We start from the raw sequence: 17,044 nt of genomic DNA, 5'->3' as shown, positions 1-17,044 counted from the left end.
TTTTATCTATAATTAAAAGTTATTCTTGACATAATTAATATATATAAGCGAATAGCTGATGAGTAATAATCAAAGCAACGCGTCAGATTCATCGATTCTTACGCTCCCCTATACCCGTTGGGGTCAAGATAACGCGCAAAACTCCAGTGCCGTCGAGGCGCTGGAGCAAGGTAAAGTGCTTTTTCTGCCTCATTTGGCATTTGAGCTGAGTGAACAGGAAATGCAACTGCTTGACCCCGCCTTGGTGGATGTAAAACGTAAAAATATCAGCTTTAAGCCGTTGGAGGGGACACTAACCGGCGTCACTGATGAAAGCAAAGTGACACTAACCCGTCAATTGCTCGAACGTTATTATCAGAATTGCCTCAGCCTGGTGAATCAATTACTGCCGGATTATATCTCTGCCCTACACAGTCCAACTAATAGCCTACGTTTGCACCCGGTTACTGCCTGGCGTGATAAAACATCTTGGCGTAAAGATGATAGCCGCTTACATGTGGATGCTTTCCCTTCACGGCCTAATTATGGTGAGCGAATCATCCGAATCTTCACCAATATCAACCCTCATAATGAGCCACGCTCATGGCGTATAGGGGAAGATTTTTCGCAATTAGCCAGTCGCTATTTACCGCAACTCGACAGTTATTCCCCTGTCAGTAGTTGGTTGCAGCATAAAATCGGGATAACCAAGCACCGCCGCAGTCATTACGATCATTTAATGCTTCAACTGCACGATAAAATGAAGTCAGACTCTGATTACCAAAAAAATGGTTTGCAGCAAGCTATTGATTTCCCAGCGGGTTGTAGCTGGATCTGTTTTTCAGATCAAACGCCTCACGCGGCGATGGGCGGGCAATTCATGTTGGAACAAACTTTCCTGTTACCGGTTGAGGGGATGAAGAACCCCCAACAATCCCCACTAAAAATACTGGAATCTTTAACGCAAAAGTCACTGATATAGCACATTGCTGGCGATTGAATACTGCCTACATAAAATCCGCTGACAATGCGCTGGTGAATCCCCAGAAAAAAGGACAGGCATAGAGAAAATATGATCTACTGATTGTGCAACCAATTCAGCGAGATCAACTCTATGCCTGCCCGTAAAGTATGCCAGAACTTTTTCCGGGGCGCTTTAGCCCCGTTTCATCAATATCGTCAAAATGCCCTGATTGATGCAACCGTTGCATTGACGCGTGGCGCTTCTCTGACCCTGACCAGTATCGGACGCCATCTGCCGGGAACCGCTCAGGTAAAACACAAGATAAAACGGGTTGACCGGCTGTTAGGTAATACGGCTCTTCACCATGACATCCCTCTGATATTTCGTAATATTACTTCGTTACTTACGCGCCGACTTCCCTGGTGTGTTATTGCTGTTGACTGGAGTGGTTATCCCTCACAGGCATTCCACGTCTTACGCGCCAGCCTGATTTGTGATGGTCGTTCCATCCCGTTAATGAGCCAAATTGTTCCCTCGCATAACCAACAGAATGCATTGATACAAAAAGAGTTCCTGAATTCTATCGCCACCGCTATTGCGCCTGATAAAAAGGTACTCATCGTCACTGACGCCGGTTTTCAAAATGCCTGGTTTCACCATATTAAATCATTGGGTTGGGATTTTATCGGGCGAGTCAGAGGCAATATCCAGCTCCGGCTGGATAAAAAAGGTGAGCACTGGTTCAGGCGGCAGGAATTATCGGCCAGTGGCCAACCTGAATATCTGGGGCCGGGGACACTCGCACGTGCAGAATATGCCCGCTGTGATGGTCACTTTTACCTGCATAAAAAGGAACCCAAAGGGCGGCAGAATAAACGTGCCCGTTGCCGGATATCTCGCTATTCGCAGGAGCGGGACGGACGCGCCGCAGCAAAAGAACCGTGGCTTATTTTTAGCAGTACAGAGGAGTTTAAACCACGTGAAGTCATGAAGTTATACAGTCGCAGGATGCAGATAGAGCAGAATTTTCGCGATGAGAAAAGTGAACGTTTTGGCTTTGGGCTTCGCGCCAGTCACAGCCGCACAGCGGGGCGTATACTGGTGTTAAGTCTTCTGGCAACGTTAAGCACGGCAGTATTATGGTTACTTGGCTATCATGCTGAAAATAAAGGGTTACATCTGAGGTATCAGGCTAACAGCCTTAAGTCACGACGGGTTATATCTTATCTGACATTAGCGGAGAATATCTTGCGACACTCTCCGCTAATTTTAACGCGAACAGCACTGGATGCAGTTCTTAATCACCTCGCCAAAACCTACCGAAGTATGGTGTTGGTTTATTAGCGCTGAATTAGTGGGGATCCCTCAGGACAATGCGGGTTTTTTATTCCAGCCTATACATGATAAAAAAATGCTTATACGACTTGATCTCTACTAAAAAAATAAATATCATTTTTCACAGTATGTAAGCCAACTCCATAATAGCTTAACTGAGGCAAACAAATTGACCTTATTGAGCGAAGTCCATAGGTAAAAGTTATTTAGCTGTTCGGTTTTATGTTAACAATAGGTTTATATCTTAGATATTGGTTTTATTTTAGGTGTGAAATTTACACCCGATACCTATTGAACCTTATCAGATAACTATTGGAGGTTAATATGGTTAAGGTCTATGACAGAAATAGAAACCAAATTATTCCAGGCAAACGTGTCATGGTCGCACAAACAGGAGAAATTGACGTAGCAAAGGCTATTCATGCCGAGGGTTTGGCACCTATACAAGCTGAGCGCGAGCGGGTTGTAGAGCTGCTACATACCGGTGAACGCCATGTGCCTTTCGATTTAGTCAGACTAGGTTAATAATACTTAAATTGTAATGCTTCCGCTAATTGAACACTTGTCTTATTGATGCTATCACTTGCTTCTGGGGCTTATCTATATTTAATAGATAGCCCCGGCTTTTATTTATATAGCATTAATCATAATAAATCACTGTTAATAACCACAGATAATAAACCCACATTACAAAACCCTATTACACTGTGGTCTTTTGACTTATTCGACAATACGCATTAACTCCGAATAATTTCAGCCTAAATATGACATACAGGCTCGATCACTTGGGCGACTTTCTTTTGGAAAGTCTCAAGCTGACAAAGTTTGTTATCACCCTCGTTCTCACAGCCTTCAATGGCAATCGGAACAATTCTTGCCGGGTTATTCTTCAAGTCTAACTTATCAGCATTGCGCAACTGCTCCATCGTTTGATAGAACATTTTCACGGCCACATAGTGTTGATGGTTATCCGGATTCTGCCATAATTCAAAAACAAGTCCGCCACCTGGCGGGGTGTTATCGGGCTGCTGCGGTAATTGCCAATTAGCTCCTAACATACCGGCAATGTTGGCGATATTGGTGTCATGTCCTCCGAGAAACAGCAATTTGGTTTGCGGTGATAGCGGCAAGGTTTGTCCCTGAGCATCACGTTGCAACACTAATGCCGTATCAATTTGCTGCAATAGCGGAGTTCCTTTATGCCGGGCGATATAAGGGGTTTTGGCCATCAAATCGAACTGTGCATTATGCAGTGACAATAATGAAACCCAATTTTCTTCACCGCTGAGACGGTGCCAGGCGACATCGGGCATGGCCTGCGAATTTTGTAACAGGAAAATTTCACCCAATGTCGACGATAGCGCCAGTGGCCCACTCAATGAAACTTTTGTCCCTTCTTTATTTACTTTGATTTCATTTGCTGCAAAAGTCGCGAAATCACAGCTTTTTCTGTTTTGTTGCAATGACTGACAATAAGGTGAAGCTGTAAAATTCAGCACCTCGCCCATCAGGGCAAAGGGCTTGGCATAGCGCTGACTCAGCTCACTTAATGGCCCACCCAGTCGTTCTTCAACAGCCTGATAAGTTTTCGTTGGGTCCAATTTACAGACCCCCGCCTCGACAGTGTGGAATAACGGGTCAACTTTTTTCAAATCAGCTTGATAATGTACTTTCAGGCCGCAATCCGGGGCGATACCGTCCAGAAATGCCTGTCCGGTTAAGCGGGTGCGTTGGTCAATATCAGCCTGCACATAGACGGCCCCGTCTGCCGGGCACCCCGCTGGCAACAGCCCATGGCTGCGGAAATACTCACCATAAAAACCGCCCATTAAGGTGACTAACTCTGCTCCTCGCGGCGTTAAATAGCCCGCTTTTACTGGCCATTGAGGCCATTTGTCAGGTGTAACATCATTCATTAACTGTGTTTGTTTCGTCGGGGAACGAACACCGTGGCGGCTCAAAATCACCACGCGCTCCAAAGTGTAACCGGTCGGTTGTGCTGCAAGCGGTGCAGCACTCAGCGTAGAACTACTCAGCGCCAAAGTGAGTGCCGACAACCACAGATATTCTTTTGCTATTGTCATAATTTTATATCCTTATTAAAACTACGAATACTTTTGCCCTATCGAGTATGGTCGAGGATCACAAACCTAACAATGTAGAAAGCAATGCCACTCCATCCATGAAGTGAGTTGACGTAAAATTTCAACCTGAACACGCTAAATTTGATTCGCTTCTCATTGTTATAACGATAATTAGCCGATTATGTTATTGACGATACTTATACTTAAAGGAGGCATAAATCCGGTCATTATCCGGGCAGTATTTGGCACATTAGGATTGATGGATATAGCCCATAATCCAGCGGCTATACATACAAATGATAAGGAATCTGACATGCGGAAAGCAGGTGATATCGATAGAGTCATGTCGGCCAGACAACTTCCCAATAAAGCCGTAGCCCTGATTCTTGCAGGTGGTCGCGGTTCACGTCTTAAAGATCTTACGTCTGTCCGAGCAAAGCCCGCTGTTCATTTCGGCGGAAAATACCGCATTATCGACTTCGCACTATCAAATTGCCTTAATTCAGGTATTCGTCGCATCGGCGTGATAACGCAGTATCAGTCCCATACTTTGGTGCAACATATCCAGCATGGTTGGTCATTTCTCAGTGAAGAGATGAATGAGTTTGTGGACTTATTGCCCGCGCAACAACGCCAGGGGCGGGAGCACTGGTATACCGGCACCGCAGATGCGGTTTTCCAGAATTTAGATATTATTCGCCGCTATCATGCTGAATATGTAGTGATTTTAGCGGGAGATCATATTTATAAGATGGATTATTCTCGCATGCTGCTCGATCACGTAGAAAGTGGTGCAGCCTGCACCGTGGCCTGTATCGAAGTGCCCAAGGCGGAAGCAACGGCCTTCGGTGTGATGGAGGTCTCCGAAGAGTTACAAGTGAAAATGTTTTGGGAGAAACCTGAAGACCCTCCCACTCTGCCCGGAAAGCCTAATAGCAGTCTGGCCAGTATGGGAATTTATGTGTTTAACGCCGAATTTCTGTTTGGTCTACTTGAGAGCGATCACGCGGACGAAAACAGCAGCCATGACTTTGGTAAAGATATTCTGCCTAAAATCACCGAACAGGGCCATGTTTGGGCACATCCGTTCTCATTATCTTGTGTTTCCACTTCACCCGACGCCCCTTATTATTGGCGTGATGTCGGGACATTAGATGCCTATTGGCAAGCAAACCTCGACCAAGCGGCTATCACGCCAGAATTAGATATGTATGATTCACATTGGCCGATACGCACCTATGCCGAGCCATTGCCACCGGCAAAATTTGTACAAGATCGCTCTGGCAGCCATGGTATGACCATGAATACGTTGGTGTCAGGCGGCTGTTTTATCTCCGGCTCAGTCGTGGTCAACTCGGTGTTATTTTCTCGAGTACGAGTCAATTCATTCTGTAATATCGATTCTTGTGTATTACTGCCCGACGTCAATGTGGGGCGTTCTTGCCGGCTACATCGCTGTGTCGTAGACCGTGCCAGTGTTATCCCCGAAGGCATGGTGATTGGTGAAAACGCGGATGAAGATGCTCGTCGTTTTTATCGTTCGGAAAGTGGAATTGTACTGGTCACCCGAGAGATGTTAGCGAAGCTGTAAGGCCGTGGAGCTATCAATGTTGAGTTGCCCAAGCATGGACAAGTAGGGAATAGTTTATATAATCAGGCCAAACGAATAAAAGGGTCTGAATATGTCATTTACTGAATGGGTCATTTTAGGTGTAGTGATTGGTTGTGCCGTTGGCGCTTTACTGAAGATTTTTGGCAAGAAAAAAGCCCCTTAGACCTTTCTGTTCCCTGATTAATAAAACGGCGCTGATACTGCGCCGTTTTATTATCTTTGCCAATAATAATTTCTCACTGCACGGCTATCAAGTCAGTCACGGGTGCAACAACCATCAGCAACCACAATAATAAACTGCTGACCATCGCACGCCGCAACAATTTAGCCGCCCCTCGCCAGCGCGAGTCTAACGAGCGCCCATCCGTCGTTTTTTTCCCCCACAACTGTGCCAATGCAGCATCAAAATCTGCCGTTTGTGGCTCGTGGGCATAGAGCAATGTAAATAGGCGCTCATCAAGCCATAAGCGCCAACAATAATAATGTGTCACACCCGCCAACAGCAGTAACAATCCCGCGACAATACTATCGGCACCCCACAGGGCAAAGATTATCGGCGGCACAGTCAACGCAGCAAGATAACGCCAACTGGCAAGATGAATTGTCAGAACCTGCCCAGCCACCGGGTGATTTAACATGTAATTTTCCTTCTTTGCGCAAGAACCTGCAAATGCTGAGGCTGCAATACCACTTGTGGGCGAACTTGCCGTAATAATTCAGCCGCTGCTTGCGGTGTAGCAACTCGCCCTTGATCAAGTAACCATGCGGCAATCACCAGCGCGCTGCGAGACATTCCCAGCGCGCAATGCACCAAAACTGTGCCATGTTGCTGATGTAATTGATTAAGTTTTGTGACCGCCAGAGCCAGTTGCTGCTGATTGGGCACCATTAAATCCATCAATGGGCAGCATATATAAGGTTTATTGCGGCTATAATCGCTGCGACTAAATTCTGCTGTGACATCCAATGTGCTTGCCTGTAATAGCTGTGTTCGTGGATAACTGCCGATAAAAACACCATCAGCCACAGGTACCGCTTGCGGCAAGGGGCGGGTGAACGCATACATCGACAGCCAGGCCCCCAATCGATAAGGCCATAATAGCAGCCGTGCTGACGGCGATAGTCTGCCATCGGCCTCTTTTTGGAACACCCCAATCCCCCAACCACAATAACCCGCCGTCACCGCGAGCAAAGAAAGTGCAGGCCACACCAGCACATAACCCCCACCTTGTAACCCTAGTCCTAGCCCTCCCACTAATAAGGCGGCGCTACCGTACCAAAGTGCCAGTTTCAGGGATGAGCGACTGGGTCGTTGCCAGCACCAATGGCTTTTTATCGGGATCAGATAACTGACAATCACTCCCGCTGCTAATCCCGTTGCAATATCAATGACATGGTGTTGCCAGGTAGTCAGGACAGATACTGCAATCAATGCAAACCAGCCAGTCATCAGCCAACGCAATATCCCTTGGCAATGTGGCCAAAAGCGCAGCCACAGCAACCAGGCCAGCATGATGTGCAATGACGGTGCCTGATTGTAAGGCAAATCAAACAGTTCGAGTTGCTGAAATAACCAGCCGAAAGGCCCATCAGTGACTGGGCGAATAAAGCTGAATTTGAGTGGAAACAGCAGGAAGCCCAGGCACGCCACCAGCGATGCCATGATTAACCTGAGTGCATGGCGAGTCTGTTCGCGCAACGAAGTGCAGATAAATAATGATAGACCATAGAGCAGGTCAATACTCCAATAGGGCACAATCGTCCATGGCAAAAAAGGAATATGGTGCTCCCAACCATACACCACACTACTTACCCCGGAGCGGCTGGCAGTAAACTGATTGGTCTGGCCGTAGCTGATAAAAAACAGTGGAGCCAGCAACAACAGCCACAGCACAGCACGCCGCCAGAGTTGCTTGCGTGTTACCGTACTATCCCCCTCAGTCATCAGCACGGCGCACCGCCAGAGAGACCGTGAAAATACCCCACTCATCAATCAGTTGATGACATTTATCAAAGCCGGCCTGCTCAACCAGAGCATCCATCTCGCCCTGACTGCGGACTCGCATAACCCAAGGTTGTCCACCTTGATGGCTGGTCAATGCACGGGCAATCATTTTAAGTTGCGGATGCCAAGGTTGGCCGGTGTAAATCAATACGCCTCCGGCAGGAACCGCCGCCGCCAGCCCCGCCAATGACGCCTCAATTATGTCATTTTGGGGGAATAACTCATATAAACCGGAAACAATAGCCAGTGTCGGATTTGGGGCCAAACTTGCCAATGAATCTCGATCGAAAGCATCGCCTTTTTCAAAACGCGCAACCGCGGTCAAATTACGCTCTGCAATCATGGCTTGCCCTTTATCCACATTCAGCTCGCTATAATCTCGCAGTAGAATTTGCTCAACATCATGCTGGTCAGTCAGCGCATCCAACACATAGCGGCCATGACCTGCCGCAATATCCACAATGCGCAGCGGCATGTTTTTATCGCGCAACTGCTGAAGTGCCATTTGAATGCTTTGCTGCAAATGCACTTTGCGCATGCGAATGCCGCGCCAACCAATACTATTAAGGTATTGTTTATCAATATACTGCCCCAGCTTATTTTTGCCCTCCGGCTGGTTGCGATAGACATAATCCAGCGTACTGCCCGAGTCAAAACCGGTTTCAAATCCCAAACGCACTCCGGTAGCACTGCTGCCCAACGTCTTCATGCCATAACGCAATGCGCTATAGTACAGCCCTTCGGCAGAGTAAGGTTTCAGCGGCACTTGCAGCGCACGATAGCAATCGGCACTGACGCTCCAGCGGTCTTCATAGCGGTAACTATGCTGAGGCAATTTTTCGCCATAGAGCCGTTCAATAAAGACTCGCATCTTATCGAAGGCCAGTTGCCGGTCTTGCTCGCCCAAAGTATCGTGATAAAAGCCGGGCAATATATGCTGTTCTTTCACCGAGCTGCTGAGTCGCTGATAAAATTTCTGCTGCGGCGCACGGTGAACGACAAAGTCATCGCCGGAAATCAGCAATTGTGTTGGTAGGGTTATGGCCGCGGCATCTTGCACAATGCGCTCGGCGGCACGGTAAAGATCCAACAGGATATTGACGGCAATCGGGCGACTAACCAGCGGGTCGTTATCAAAACTGGCCACTCGCGATGCATCATGGGTCAGGAATTTACCTTTAACATAGGATTTAACGTAAAACAGCCCGCGAAGCCGGTGCATCAGAGTTAATCCTGGGCGAGCAAACGGCACATACAATTTTACCTTAAACGCCGGTGAGGCTAAAATCATACCGCGAATTTTGGGCGCATAATCATGTACCCAGGTCGAGACCAGCACCGCCCCAACACTTTGAGCAACCACCATAATATCCTGCATCGGCACTTGGCTATCAACAGCAGCAAAACGGACGAATTCATCAACATTTTGCACCGAACGCGCCAAACTTGGGCTGTATCCTCGGTCCCCCGGTGACTGACCATGCCCACGCGCATCCCAAGCATAAAATGTCACATCCGGCAGCATCAATTCATCAACAATATGCTGTAAGCGCCCCGAGTGTTCATGACCACGATGAAACAGCACTATCACACGTTTTGCCGGGCCATTCTGCGCGGGCCAGCAACGGTAGAATAATGCCGTCTTGTCACTGGTGGTGAAGGTCAGTTCCTGAGCAACACGATGTCCTTGAGTCACGGTATTTTCCTTGTAGCGAGCTGTTGCAAAGTGATAAACCGCTGCTGTAATTCGGTTCGGAATATCTGTTTGTCATCATGAAAATACAAAGGTTTATCAACATAAATATCAATAAAGAATGGCACTGGAATACGCTGTCCTTTACCCATCGCCCGCCCTAAACCCTGCATATATACTGGGGTTATCGGGGTGGTAGGGAATTGTCGGCTCAAATACCACAGACCCGATTTAAACTCAGAAAATTTCTCTGGCTCACCGCGCGTCCCTTCAGGAAATAGAATGACAATTTTATTATTGGCTAGCGCCTCAATACATCCTGCCAACGGGTCACTGCCCTTACCTGCGCCACCACGCGTTACCGGAATAATGCCAATCACTTTAATCGCGAACCAGGCAATAGCACGATGACGTAAAAAGTAATCGGCAGCAGCCACCGGATGAACCTGCGACAAAGTTGAGAGTGGGAATAAGGTAAACAGCGTCAATATATCCAGATGGCTATTATGATTTGCCACTACAATAGCTGGCCCTTTGAGGGGCAATTGTTTTCGCTGCCAGACAGAAACCCCCAGCCATACCAGCACTACCGGATACGCCACGCATAATGTAAAAATCCAGCGTAATAGTCGGTTCACGACCAGCCCTTAATAATAAAAGTAATGGATGAAATGGAAGAACAGCGGCGCGGTATAAATGAGAGAGTCCAGACGGTCGAGAATACCGCCATGACCGGGCAATAATTTGCCCGAATCTTTCACTCCAAGATCACGCTTAACCGCCGACATCACTACATCGCCACAGAAACCGGTTAACCCAATCAATAATCCGGCAAATAGTGAGAAAGTGAGATTCATCGGCGTTAATAGTGACCCCAGAATACCTGCTAATACCATGGTTGTTGCTGTCCCACCCAGTAAACCAGCCAGGGTTTTATTTGGGCTGACCGTGGGTGTCACTTTGATGCGGCCGAATGATTTTCCCCATAAATATTGAGCAATATCATTCAGTTCGGTCAACGCCACCAAGAACACCACTAATAGCGCCCCCTGCCCACCAATACCACCCGGTAATACCAGTAAAAATGCCACATGGCTGAGGGCAAATACGGTGGTCATTAAACCCCAATGCATATTCGATGCCGCATGTAAAAAACCTTTGGTATCACCAATCAGCACCATGCGTACCGGTAGAAACAGGAATGCATAAATCGGAATAAAAATAACGAACATGCCGTACCATCCCATACCAATCCACAGATAATGAATAGGAATAGCGAGATACATCCATAGCAAAGGAATATTGTCAGAACGGCGGGTAGAAATAAGAGTCAGGAACTCTTTTAATGCCAGAAAACTGATAAAACCAAAGATAACCAGTGACAGCCATTTGGGGCTAATCATCGCCACGGCAAAAACAATAATAATCAGCCACCAGCTAGTAATACGCTGACGCAGTTCCAGCCAATCTTTTTGCGGATAGCGCAGTATCAACCCCCCAATAATTAAACTGGCCAGGGTTAATAAAGCAAAAATAACCACCAGACTGAAAGTTAGCGTTGAGTTCATATTATGCCTCTAGCCTTAGCGCTGCCCGGCAGCGATTGATACATGTCCACAACAATAAAACTGATGCAAAAGCAAATAACCATCCGGAATACAGCAAAGCATTTGGCCACACGGCAACGGCTAGCCCATACGCACCGAATAATAGCGCCCGGTCACTTTTTCCCAGCGGCCCCTGATATCCCCGTGGGCGGCCCAATGTTTGTGCCATCACACCGCAGAACTCAGTTAATAAGGCCAAGAATACCGCTAATATTACTAGCTCAGGGCGTGCATAAGGGAGCAAAGCAAAGGGCAGATAAAGTGCAATATCCGAAACAACATCGCCAATCTCATTCAGTAAAGCACCTAAACGCGACTGTTGATTGAACTCTCGCGCCAACATGCCATCAATAGCATTCAGCGCCATGCGGAAAAACAGAAATAGGGGAAGCAGGAGAAACATCATTCGCGTGGGATAGATGGTTAATGAAATGCCGACTATCAGTGAAGCTATCAGAGTCAATAAAGTCACTTGATTCGCCGTCACTCCTTGCCGATATAACCGAGTCAAACATGGGCGAAGTAGCGCCTGAAACCGCGGTTTAATATCATAAAGCGTCATAAATACACCTGTGCATTGACCTGAGAAAGTCAGCAATAGCCTAATGGGTGGTTATTTGAATGATTCCACACCAAATGATTCTAGAAAGGTATCACTTGTGACCCAAGAGACCAACAGGAAAAACAAATAGAGCGAGATACATCTAATTGATTTGTAGGAATTTTCTTACATTCAGTGCGGCTATTGAGTACACTGGCCGCCCTTAAAATTAAAAAGCAGCCATTATCGGCCGCCTTTCGCATTGACGAACTCACTCATCCTGATTAGCGCGAAACAGGAACAGCTACTTCCGGTTGCACAAAACCATAGCGGCTCAGTGGGGTAACTTTAACTGATGTAGGTGACGACTTAATCGCGAATTGCTTGGTGACACCCGGCATAATATAAGGGCTGCCCAAGGGAACAACTTCATTGCTCGGCACTAAAAACACCTGCGGGCCAAGGCGGACTACATGTTTACTCGGGTTCTTAATAATCAAGTTGTTGCCGGATGTAGAGATAACCAATTCCTGCCAAGGGGTTTTAATCTGTGGCACAGCATTTGGCTGAATGAGAAAACCAATTTCTTGACGAATTGGCATCACTGTTGCGTTACCCGGTACCTGTTCTACACCTTCAAATGAAGCTTTTAACAATACTTCTGAATCCAGTACCGTGCCTTTCTTTAATACAAAGTTAACTTGCTGACTTTGCCCGGCATCAATACGTGTTACCGGCGGAGAAATCAAAATTTGCTTACTCAGATTCTTACCATCTAAGTCAAACAATTTGGTCACCAGCAAGATCGGGTTCGCCGAGGTGTTTTCAATAGTGAAACTGGTGCGGCTATCACTTTCCTTTAAAATGACCGTGGTGCTTTCTAATTTGAAAGATGCATTAGATGCCAAACTCCAGCAGCTTAACAACACCAGTAAATTGAACATAAAAAACGATTTAACACGTTTGAGAATATGAGTATAAGCAGTCATTGCACTCATACTGTCATGACTAACCATCGTATTTTTCATAATAGATCCTATGTCAAAAAAATATTTACTGAGCACCTGCTTGTTGTTAAGCATTTAAAATTAATGACATACAGCGTCAGTAACTTCATATAATGCATCCGGATCAAACTTATCCGGCTCAACATAACTCACCACACATTCATTACGATTGGTGGCTTTAACACGTAACGTTGCACCAATCGCTTTGTTTTCCAACATAAAGTTGCCATCACCAATAATGGTTCCCAGGAAGTTACCCTTTTCATCAAGCACATTGGCCCCCACTGGCAACATTTCACCGTCGCTATCACGAATACTCAGCAACAACTGACGAGTTTCTGTTGCTTCAAAATTACGGGTAGCGACTGTGCCTCGTGTCATCTTCAAATCTGCACTAGTACTGTTAAGGCGAATATTCAATGGCAATGTTTTAGTGCTTATTTGTGCTTTTGATGCCGTATAGGGCATTACTGAGGGCAATAATGCCGTCCCGGCATAATCAGTAATCGATGTGCCACTGCTGGGCGACGAAATACGCAAATTGGACTGACTCGGTATATTCACTACCGCAAAAGTATCACCAATTGCTGACGAAGAAGTGGCAAAAGTGCTATTGGCATAAGCCATTGAACCATTGGCAGAAATATAAGCTGAGCGGCTATTGTTGGTTGCCTGAGAAACCCCGCCCGCCAATTGTGTATACGCCGAATTCATATTCATGGCCCCATTAATGCGCCGCTGACTATCACTGCCAGTTATACCCACTTGGTAACCTTTGTTGTCTCCCCAGCGGCCTTGATAGGTGCTACCTAAGGTCATATTGCCATTATTACGCTGCATCCGACCACTGAGCGATCCGTTGCCCAATGGCATAGTGATACCCACATATAGCGCATTTTGCCCCTGTGAAGTGGATTGAAAACTTAGCGTCGTGGTCACCCGGCCAAATTGTTCACTTGCTGAGAATGTATGTGAAACGCTATCAGCCGCCTGATAATACATATTATTAGACAAAACATAGGAAAAAGCGCCCCAGCGAGGATGCGCCCATGTCATCGCTGCCGACGTGGAGTTTTTCAGTTTGCCGTACACTAGATAATTCAGATTATTGCCACTGCTCAGGGCATTATCTGGCGACCAATAACTCGATGAGTCATATACTGTCGACAATGAAGCACTCAAATTGCCATTAATGGAGACCTGATTTTGTAAGGTAAACTGGTAACCTTGCCCGACATCTTTAGTATTAGAGTAACTTGCCGCTGCCGAAAACCAGGCATTCTCCAGCCCACTATAAAGATTTTGTACATTGATATTTTGATAATCAGGGGAAAGCAGCCCAGCAGAAGTCATACGCAATGCGCTCATCGGGTTAAAAGACATCTCACCCGATACCAATAGTGGCGACTTGCTCTCACTGTCATTCAGACTATCGCGATAACGGCCTAATCCCAGTTGGTAGGTCGTCGCCTGCTGTTCAATGTTAGGATCCAGCGCATTCGATACTGTAAAATGCTGCTGGGTACCATCTTCCTCAATAACATCAACATCCGTAACCACCCCACTGGAAAAATTGCTGATATTAGATAACGAAAATGGGCCTGGAGGTACGACGGTGCGGTAAATAACCCGTCCACGCTGGCGAATTTCAATAGTGGCGTTGGTATTAGCAATACCTTCAATGGGAACCACTAACTGCATATTATTTAATTGAGCATTATCGGAATATATCTGGGCACCGGCGATCGGTAAGCCGGAATATGTGTCACCGACCAAACCAAACTCACCTAACTGCACCACTGATTTCAATGATTCCACCGCGCGTAATGCGTAGGTTTCCTGATTATCGTAATGGCCTACTCCTTGATTATAGGTATAGGAGCCCCGGTTACGCAGTACCCAGTTATTAAAGTTAATTCCCGGCTGAAACTGCCCTTGGAATAAATTAAGATTATCGCTATTGCTCTCAATTCGCTGACCGAACAAATTATAGTTCAGTAATAATGCATGACCGCCACTTTGGTAATCACTGCCTTCCATCTCAGGATCAAATGCCTCTTGAGGCAACGTCATTTCCACCCGGAATTGGCCGGGAAATAGTTTTATAGCCACACCAGGCCATAAGGCTTCAATATTTTCACAACTGTCGCCACTGTCTTTGTAGCGGAGCTTCAATGCAATCAGCAACTTTCGATCTACACACAAATTCCCCTCACTGTCGAAGGTAACTTCAATATGATAGGTTTTATTGGCATTCACAATGATGGTGACATCATGCTGACCGGGTAAAAACTTATCTTTTTTGCTGAAAAAATCCGCTAACTCCGCTGAATACCCCAAATTTTCTAGTGTTTTTATATCAAATGTCACCGCGCCCTCTTTTGTTGCGGAGAAAACCGCTACAGGAAAGAGGGATAAGAGGAGTGCTGTAAATGAAAATGCAACACAACGCGCAAACACAATGGTGTCCTAAAAATAAGGAAAACGGGTGGGCTAATAGAACATATTGCTTTACGCAATAAAAAGTACAGCAGCTATTAAAAATTGAAAACAGTCTGATGTATAGGATTTTTATGAATTAAATACTAAAAGAAAAATTCATGGTCGCAGAACCATCAATATTGATATTTTCAGTGATAGCCCCACCCATGCTTGTTGAGCCAGCCAATGTCGGTGTTACCGTAAAATCGGCACTGAATACTTTACCTGCTTTTGCTGTAGTCGCATTTTCAGACCAGCCAAAGCGGAAATTATTGGTGAGCGTCTCTAAAGTATGTCCACCCTGCAATATGTTATTAGCATCAATAAAATAGAGTAAGCTGCTCACTCCATCGACAGTAGCATTGCTCATCGTGGTTTTATAAAAACCCAGTTTCCCGCTACCATTCACAAAACCTAAACCGAAATTGTGAATACCGGTGTTATCGCTCACAGAAGCTTTGCGGTTATCAATCGCGTTTAAGCTCAGATATGTCACACTATCACAAGTAACTGTCCAAGTTTTTGTGATCGATGGTAATACTGTCACTGCTGTACCACTTTTTATCTGGCTTGATGAAATCTCACCGACATTATAAATACCGCCATCAGGTGCATTAATAGTACAGGTTGGAATACCAATCTTTCCTGTCACTTTTAATTCTGCAGAAGGCGGGGCCGCCTGTACGGTGGCAGATAGAATTAATAAGGTGAAAAGAACTAAATTGAAAGTATGCATTTTCATAAAATGATGAGTCCTTCCAATATATGAATATTGTCACACTTATCCATAACTATGCTCTTAAGACAAAATTGAGAGCAGAAATAAAAATCTGCCCTCAATTTATACCGTGACGAACAGGTTATTTAGATACCGAATGCAAAGTTCATCGTCAATGAACCGTCGATTTCTGCATCTTCAGTAATCGGGCCACCCATCGTCGTGGTACCCGCCAAAATCGGGCTAACAGTAATATCAGCAGTAAACACTTTACCGGTGCTCTGGGTGTTAGCAGCAGATGACCAACCGGTGCGCAGACCTGTTGTCAACGGAGCCGTTGTTGCTACAACGAAAGTTGAGGTCGCGGATGAGAAGACGTTGGATATTTTGCCATCAACAGTGGCACTCTTCATCTGTGCAGTGTAATAACCGATTTTACCGGTGTTATTCACGTTACCCATACCGAAGTTAGTTGTTCCCGCAACACTGGCAGATGCCGTGCGGTTATCCACTGGTGTAAAGTTCAGGTAAGTTTCCGCATCACAGCTTATTGTCCAGGTTTTAGTCATCGGCGTCAGGGCCGTAGTCGCAGTACCTGATTTAACTAAAGATGAAGACAGGTTACCAAAATCGTAAACACCCTCATCCGGAGGTGAAATGGTGCAGCTTGGCACAGTCAACGTACCGACTACTTTTAATTCTGCAGTCGGTGCTTCTGCATTGGCGGCATTAATACCAAAAATTAAAGAAGACAGTACAGTAATTCTAGCCAGTTGCTTTTTCATTTAAATAGTCCTGATATAATGTTTATCGCGTTGCGATACCCAAAATTTATAGGCTGATGCCTGAGGGTTGAATTAACTTTTTATTGGGTTGACCAAAATAAAAAAATGAAATCAAAGTTTATGCAGCTATTAAACGTTTTAAGACATTCCTTGTATATAAGACTGCAAGCTGACTTGGTGTAGGAAAGGTCTTACACGATGGTTAATCATGGCGTGATTTTGGCGAATAAACT

The 17,044-nt window shown here is 45.9% G+C and carries 15 protein-coding genes; 4 read left to right on the top strand and 11 right to left on the bottom strand.

The window, feature by feature from the left end; genetic code table 11:
• The first annotated feature begins 58 nt into the window (after window positions 1–58).
• The 3 genes from kdoO (at window position 59) to ydfZ (ending at window position 2,803) form a co-directional block, all read left to right on the top strand.
• Entirely contained in the window at window positions 59–961 is a 903-nt protein-coding gene (gene kdoO / locus DXZ79_RS08445; protein WP_038633843.1) for a Kdo hydroxylase KdoO, read from the top strand.
• A 132-nt stretch (window positions 962–1,093) separates the two neighbouring features.
• On the top strand, window positions 1,094–2,287 hold the full coding sequence (locus tag DXZ79_RS08440) for an IS4 family transposase (protein WP_120011132.1): 1,194 nt from the start codon (window positions 1,094–1,096) through the stop codon (window positions 2,285–2,287).
• A 315-nt stretch (window positions 2,288–2,602) separates the two neighbouring features.
• The gene (gene ydfZ / locus DXZ79_RS08435) at window positions 2,603–2,803 is read left to right on the top strand and encodes a putative selenium delivery protein YdfZ (protein WP_038633846.1); all 201 of its coding nucleotides are present in this window, start codon (window positions 2,603–2,605) and stop codon (window positions 2,801–2,803) included.
• A gap of 233 nt (window positions 2,804–3,036) precedes the next feature.
• Here the strand turns inward: ydfZ and DXZ79_RS08430 are convergent, their stop codons facing one another.
• The gene (locus tag DXZ79_RS08430) at window positions 3,037–4,362 is read right to left on the bottom strand and encodes an AppA family phytase/histidine-type acid phosphatase (protein ID WP_038633850.1); all 1,326 of its coding nucleotides are present in this window, start codon (window positions 4,360–4,362) and stop codon (window positions 3,037–3,039) included.
• Window positions 4,363–4,675: 313 nt separating this feature from the next.
• Between DXZ79_RS08430 and glgC the strand changes: the two genes are divergently transcribed.
• Window positions 4,676–5,953: a glucose-1-phosphate adenylyltransferase gene (gene glgC / locus DXZ79_RS08425; RefSeq protein ID WP_038633853.1), complete on the top strand. Its 1,278-nt coding sequence runs from the start codon at window positions 4,676–4,678 to the stop codon at window positions 5,951–5,953.
• 257 nt (window positions 5,954–6,210) lie between these two features.
• On the opposite strand, the gene DXZ79_RS08420 is transcribed toward glgC, so the two are convergent.
• From DXZ79_RS08420 to DXZ79_RS08375, 10 genes are all read right to left on the bottom strand, one after another.
• Window positions 6,211–6,612, bottom strand: coding sequence for a hypothetical protein (locus tag DXZ79_RS08420; protein ID WP_038633856.1), 402 nt, complete (start codon window positions 6,610–6,612; stop codon window positions 6,211–6,213).
• Window positions 6,606–7,919: a phosphatase PAP2/dual specificity phosphatase family protein gene (locus DXZ79_RS08415; protein ID WP_162928773.1), complete on the bottom strand. Its 1,314-nt coding sequence runs from the start codon at window positions 7,917–7,919 to the stop codon at window positions 6,606–6,608. Before DXZ79_RS08415 ends, DXZ79_RS08420 begins: the two co-directional genes overlap by 7 nt.
• On the bottom strand, window positions 7,912–9,675 hold the full coding sequence (locus DXZ79_RS08410; RefSeq protein ID WP_120011206.1) for a bifunctional alpha/beta hydrolase/class I SAM-dependent methyltransferase: 1,764 nt from the start codon (window positions 9,673–9,675) through the stop codon (window positions 7,912–7,914). Before DXZ79_RS08410 ends, DXZ79_RS08415 begins: the two co-directional genes overlap by 8 nt.
• Window positions 9,672–10,310, bottom strand: coding sequence for a lysophospholipid acyltransferase family protein (locus DXZ79_RS08405; protein ID WP_038633862.1), 639 nt, complete (start codon window positions 10,308–10,310; stop codon window positions 9,672–9,674). The genes DXZ79_RS08410 and DXZ79_RS08405 overlap by 4 nt, the downstream gene beginning before the upstream one ends.
• Window positions 10,311–10,319: 9 nt before the next feature.
• A complete protein-coding gene (locus DXZ79_RS08400; protein ID WP_050291798.1) occupies window positions 10,320–11,240 on the bottom strand; it encodes a phosphatidate cytidylyltransferase in 921 nt (306 codons plus the stop codon).
• A gap of 1 nt (window position 11,241) precedes the next feature.
• Window positions 11,242–11,841: a CDP-alcohol phosphatidyltransferase family protein gene (locus tag DXZ79_RS08395; RefSeq protein WP_038633868.1), complete on the bottom strand. Its 600-nt coding sequence runs from the start codon at window positions 11,839–11,841 to the stop codon at window positions 11,242–11,244.
• Between the two features lie 263 nt (window positions 11,842–12,104).
• Window positions 12,105–12,836 carry a fimbria/pilus chaperone family protein gene (locus DXZ79_RS08390; RefSeq protein ID WP_390613932.1) on the bottom strand — a complete coding sequence of 244 codons (732 nt, stop codon included), beginning with the start codon at window positions 12,834–12,836 and terminating at the stop codon, window positions 12,105–12,107.
• A 72-nt stretch (window positions 12,837–12,908) separates the two neighbouring features.
• Window positions 12,909–15,287, bottom strand: a complete 2,379-nt coding sequence (locus DXZ79_RS08385; RefSeq protein WP_120011205.1) for a fimbria/pilus outer membrane usher protein — start codon at window positions 15,285–15,287, stop codon at window positions 12,909–12,911.
• A 118-nt stretch (window positions 15,288–15,405) separates the two neighbouring features.
• A complete protein-coding gene (locus DXZ79_RS08380; protein ID WP_120011204.1) occupies window positions 15,406–16,050 on the bottom strand; it encodes a DUF1120 domain-containing protein in 645 nt (214 codons plus the stop codon).
• Between the two features lie 122 nt (window positions 16,051–16,172).
• The gene (locus DXZ79_RS08375; RefSeq protein ID WP_120011203.1) at window positions 16,173–16,811 is read right to left on the bottom strand and encodes a DUF1120 domain-containing protein; all 639 of its coding nucleotides are present in this window, start codon (window positions 16,809–16,811) and stop codon (window positions 16,173–16,175) included.
• Window positions 16,812–17,044 lie beyond the last annotated feature (233 nt).

This window comes from Yersinia rochesterensis (assembly GCF_003600645.1).
Taxonomy (GTDB): Bacteria; Pseudomonadota; Gammaproteobacteria; order Enterobacterales; family Enterobacteriaceae; genus Yersinia; species Yersinia rochesterensis.
This window is presented reverse-complemented; position numbering and strand designations above follow the sequence as displayed.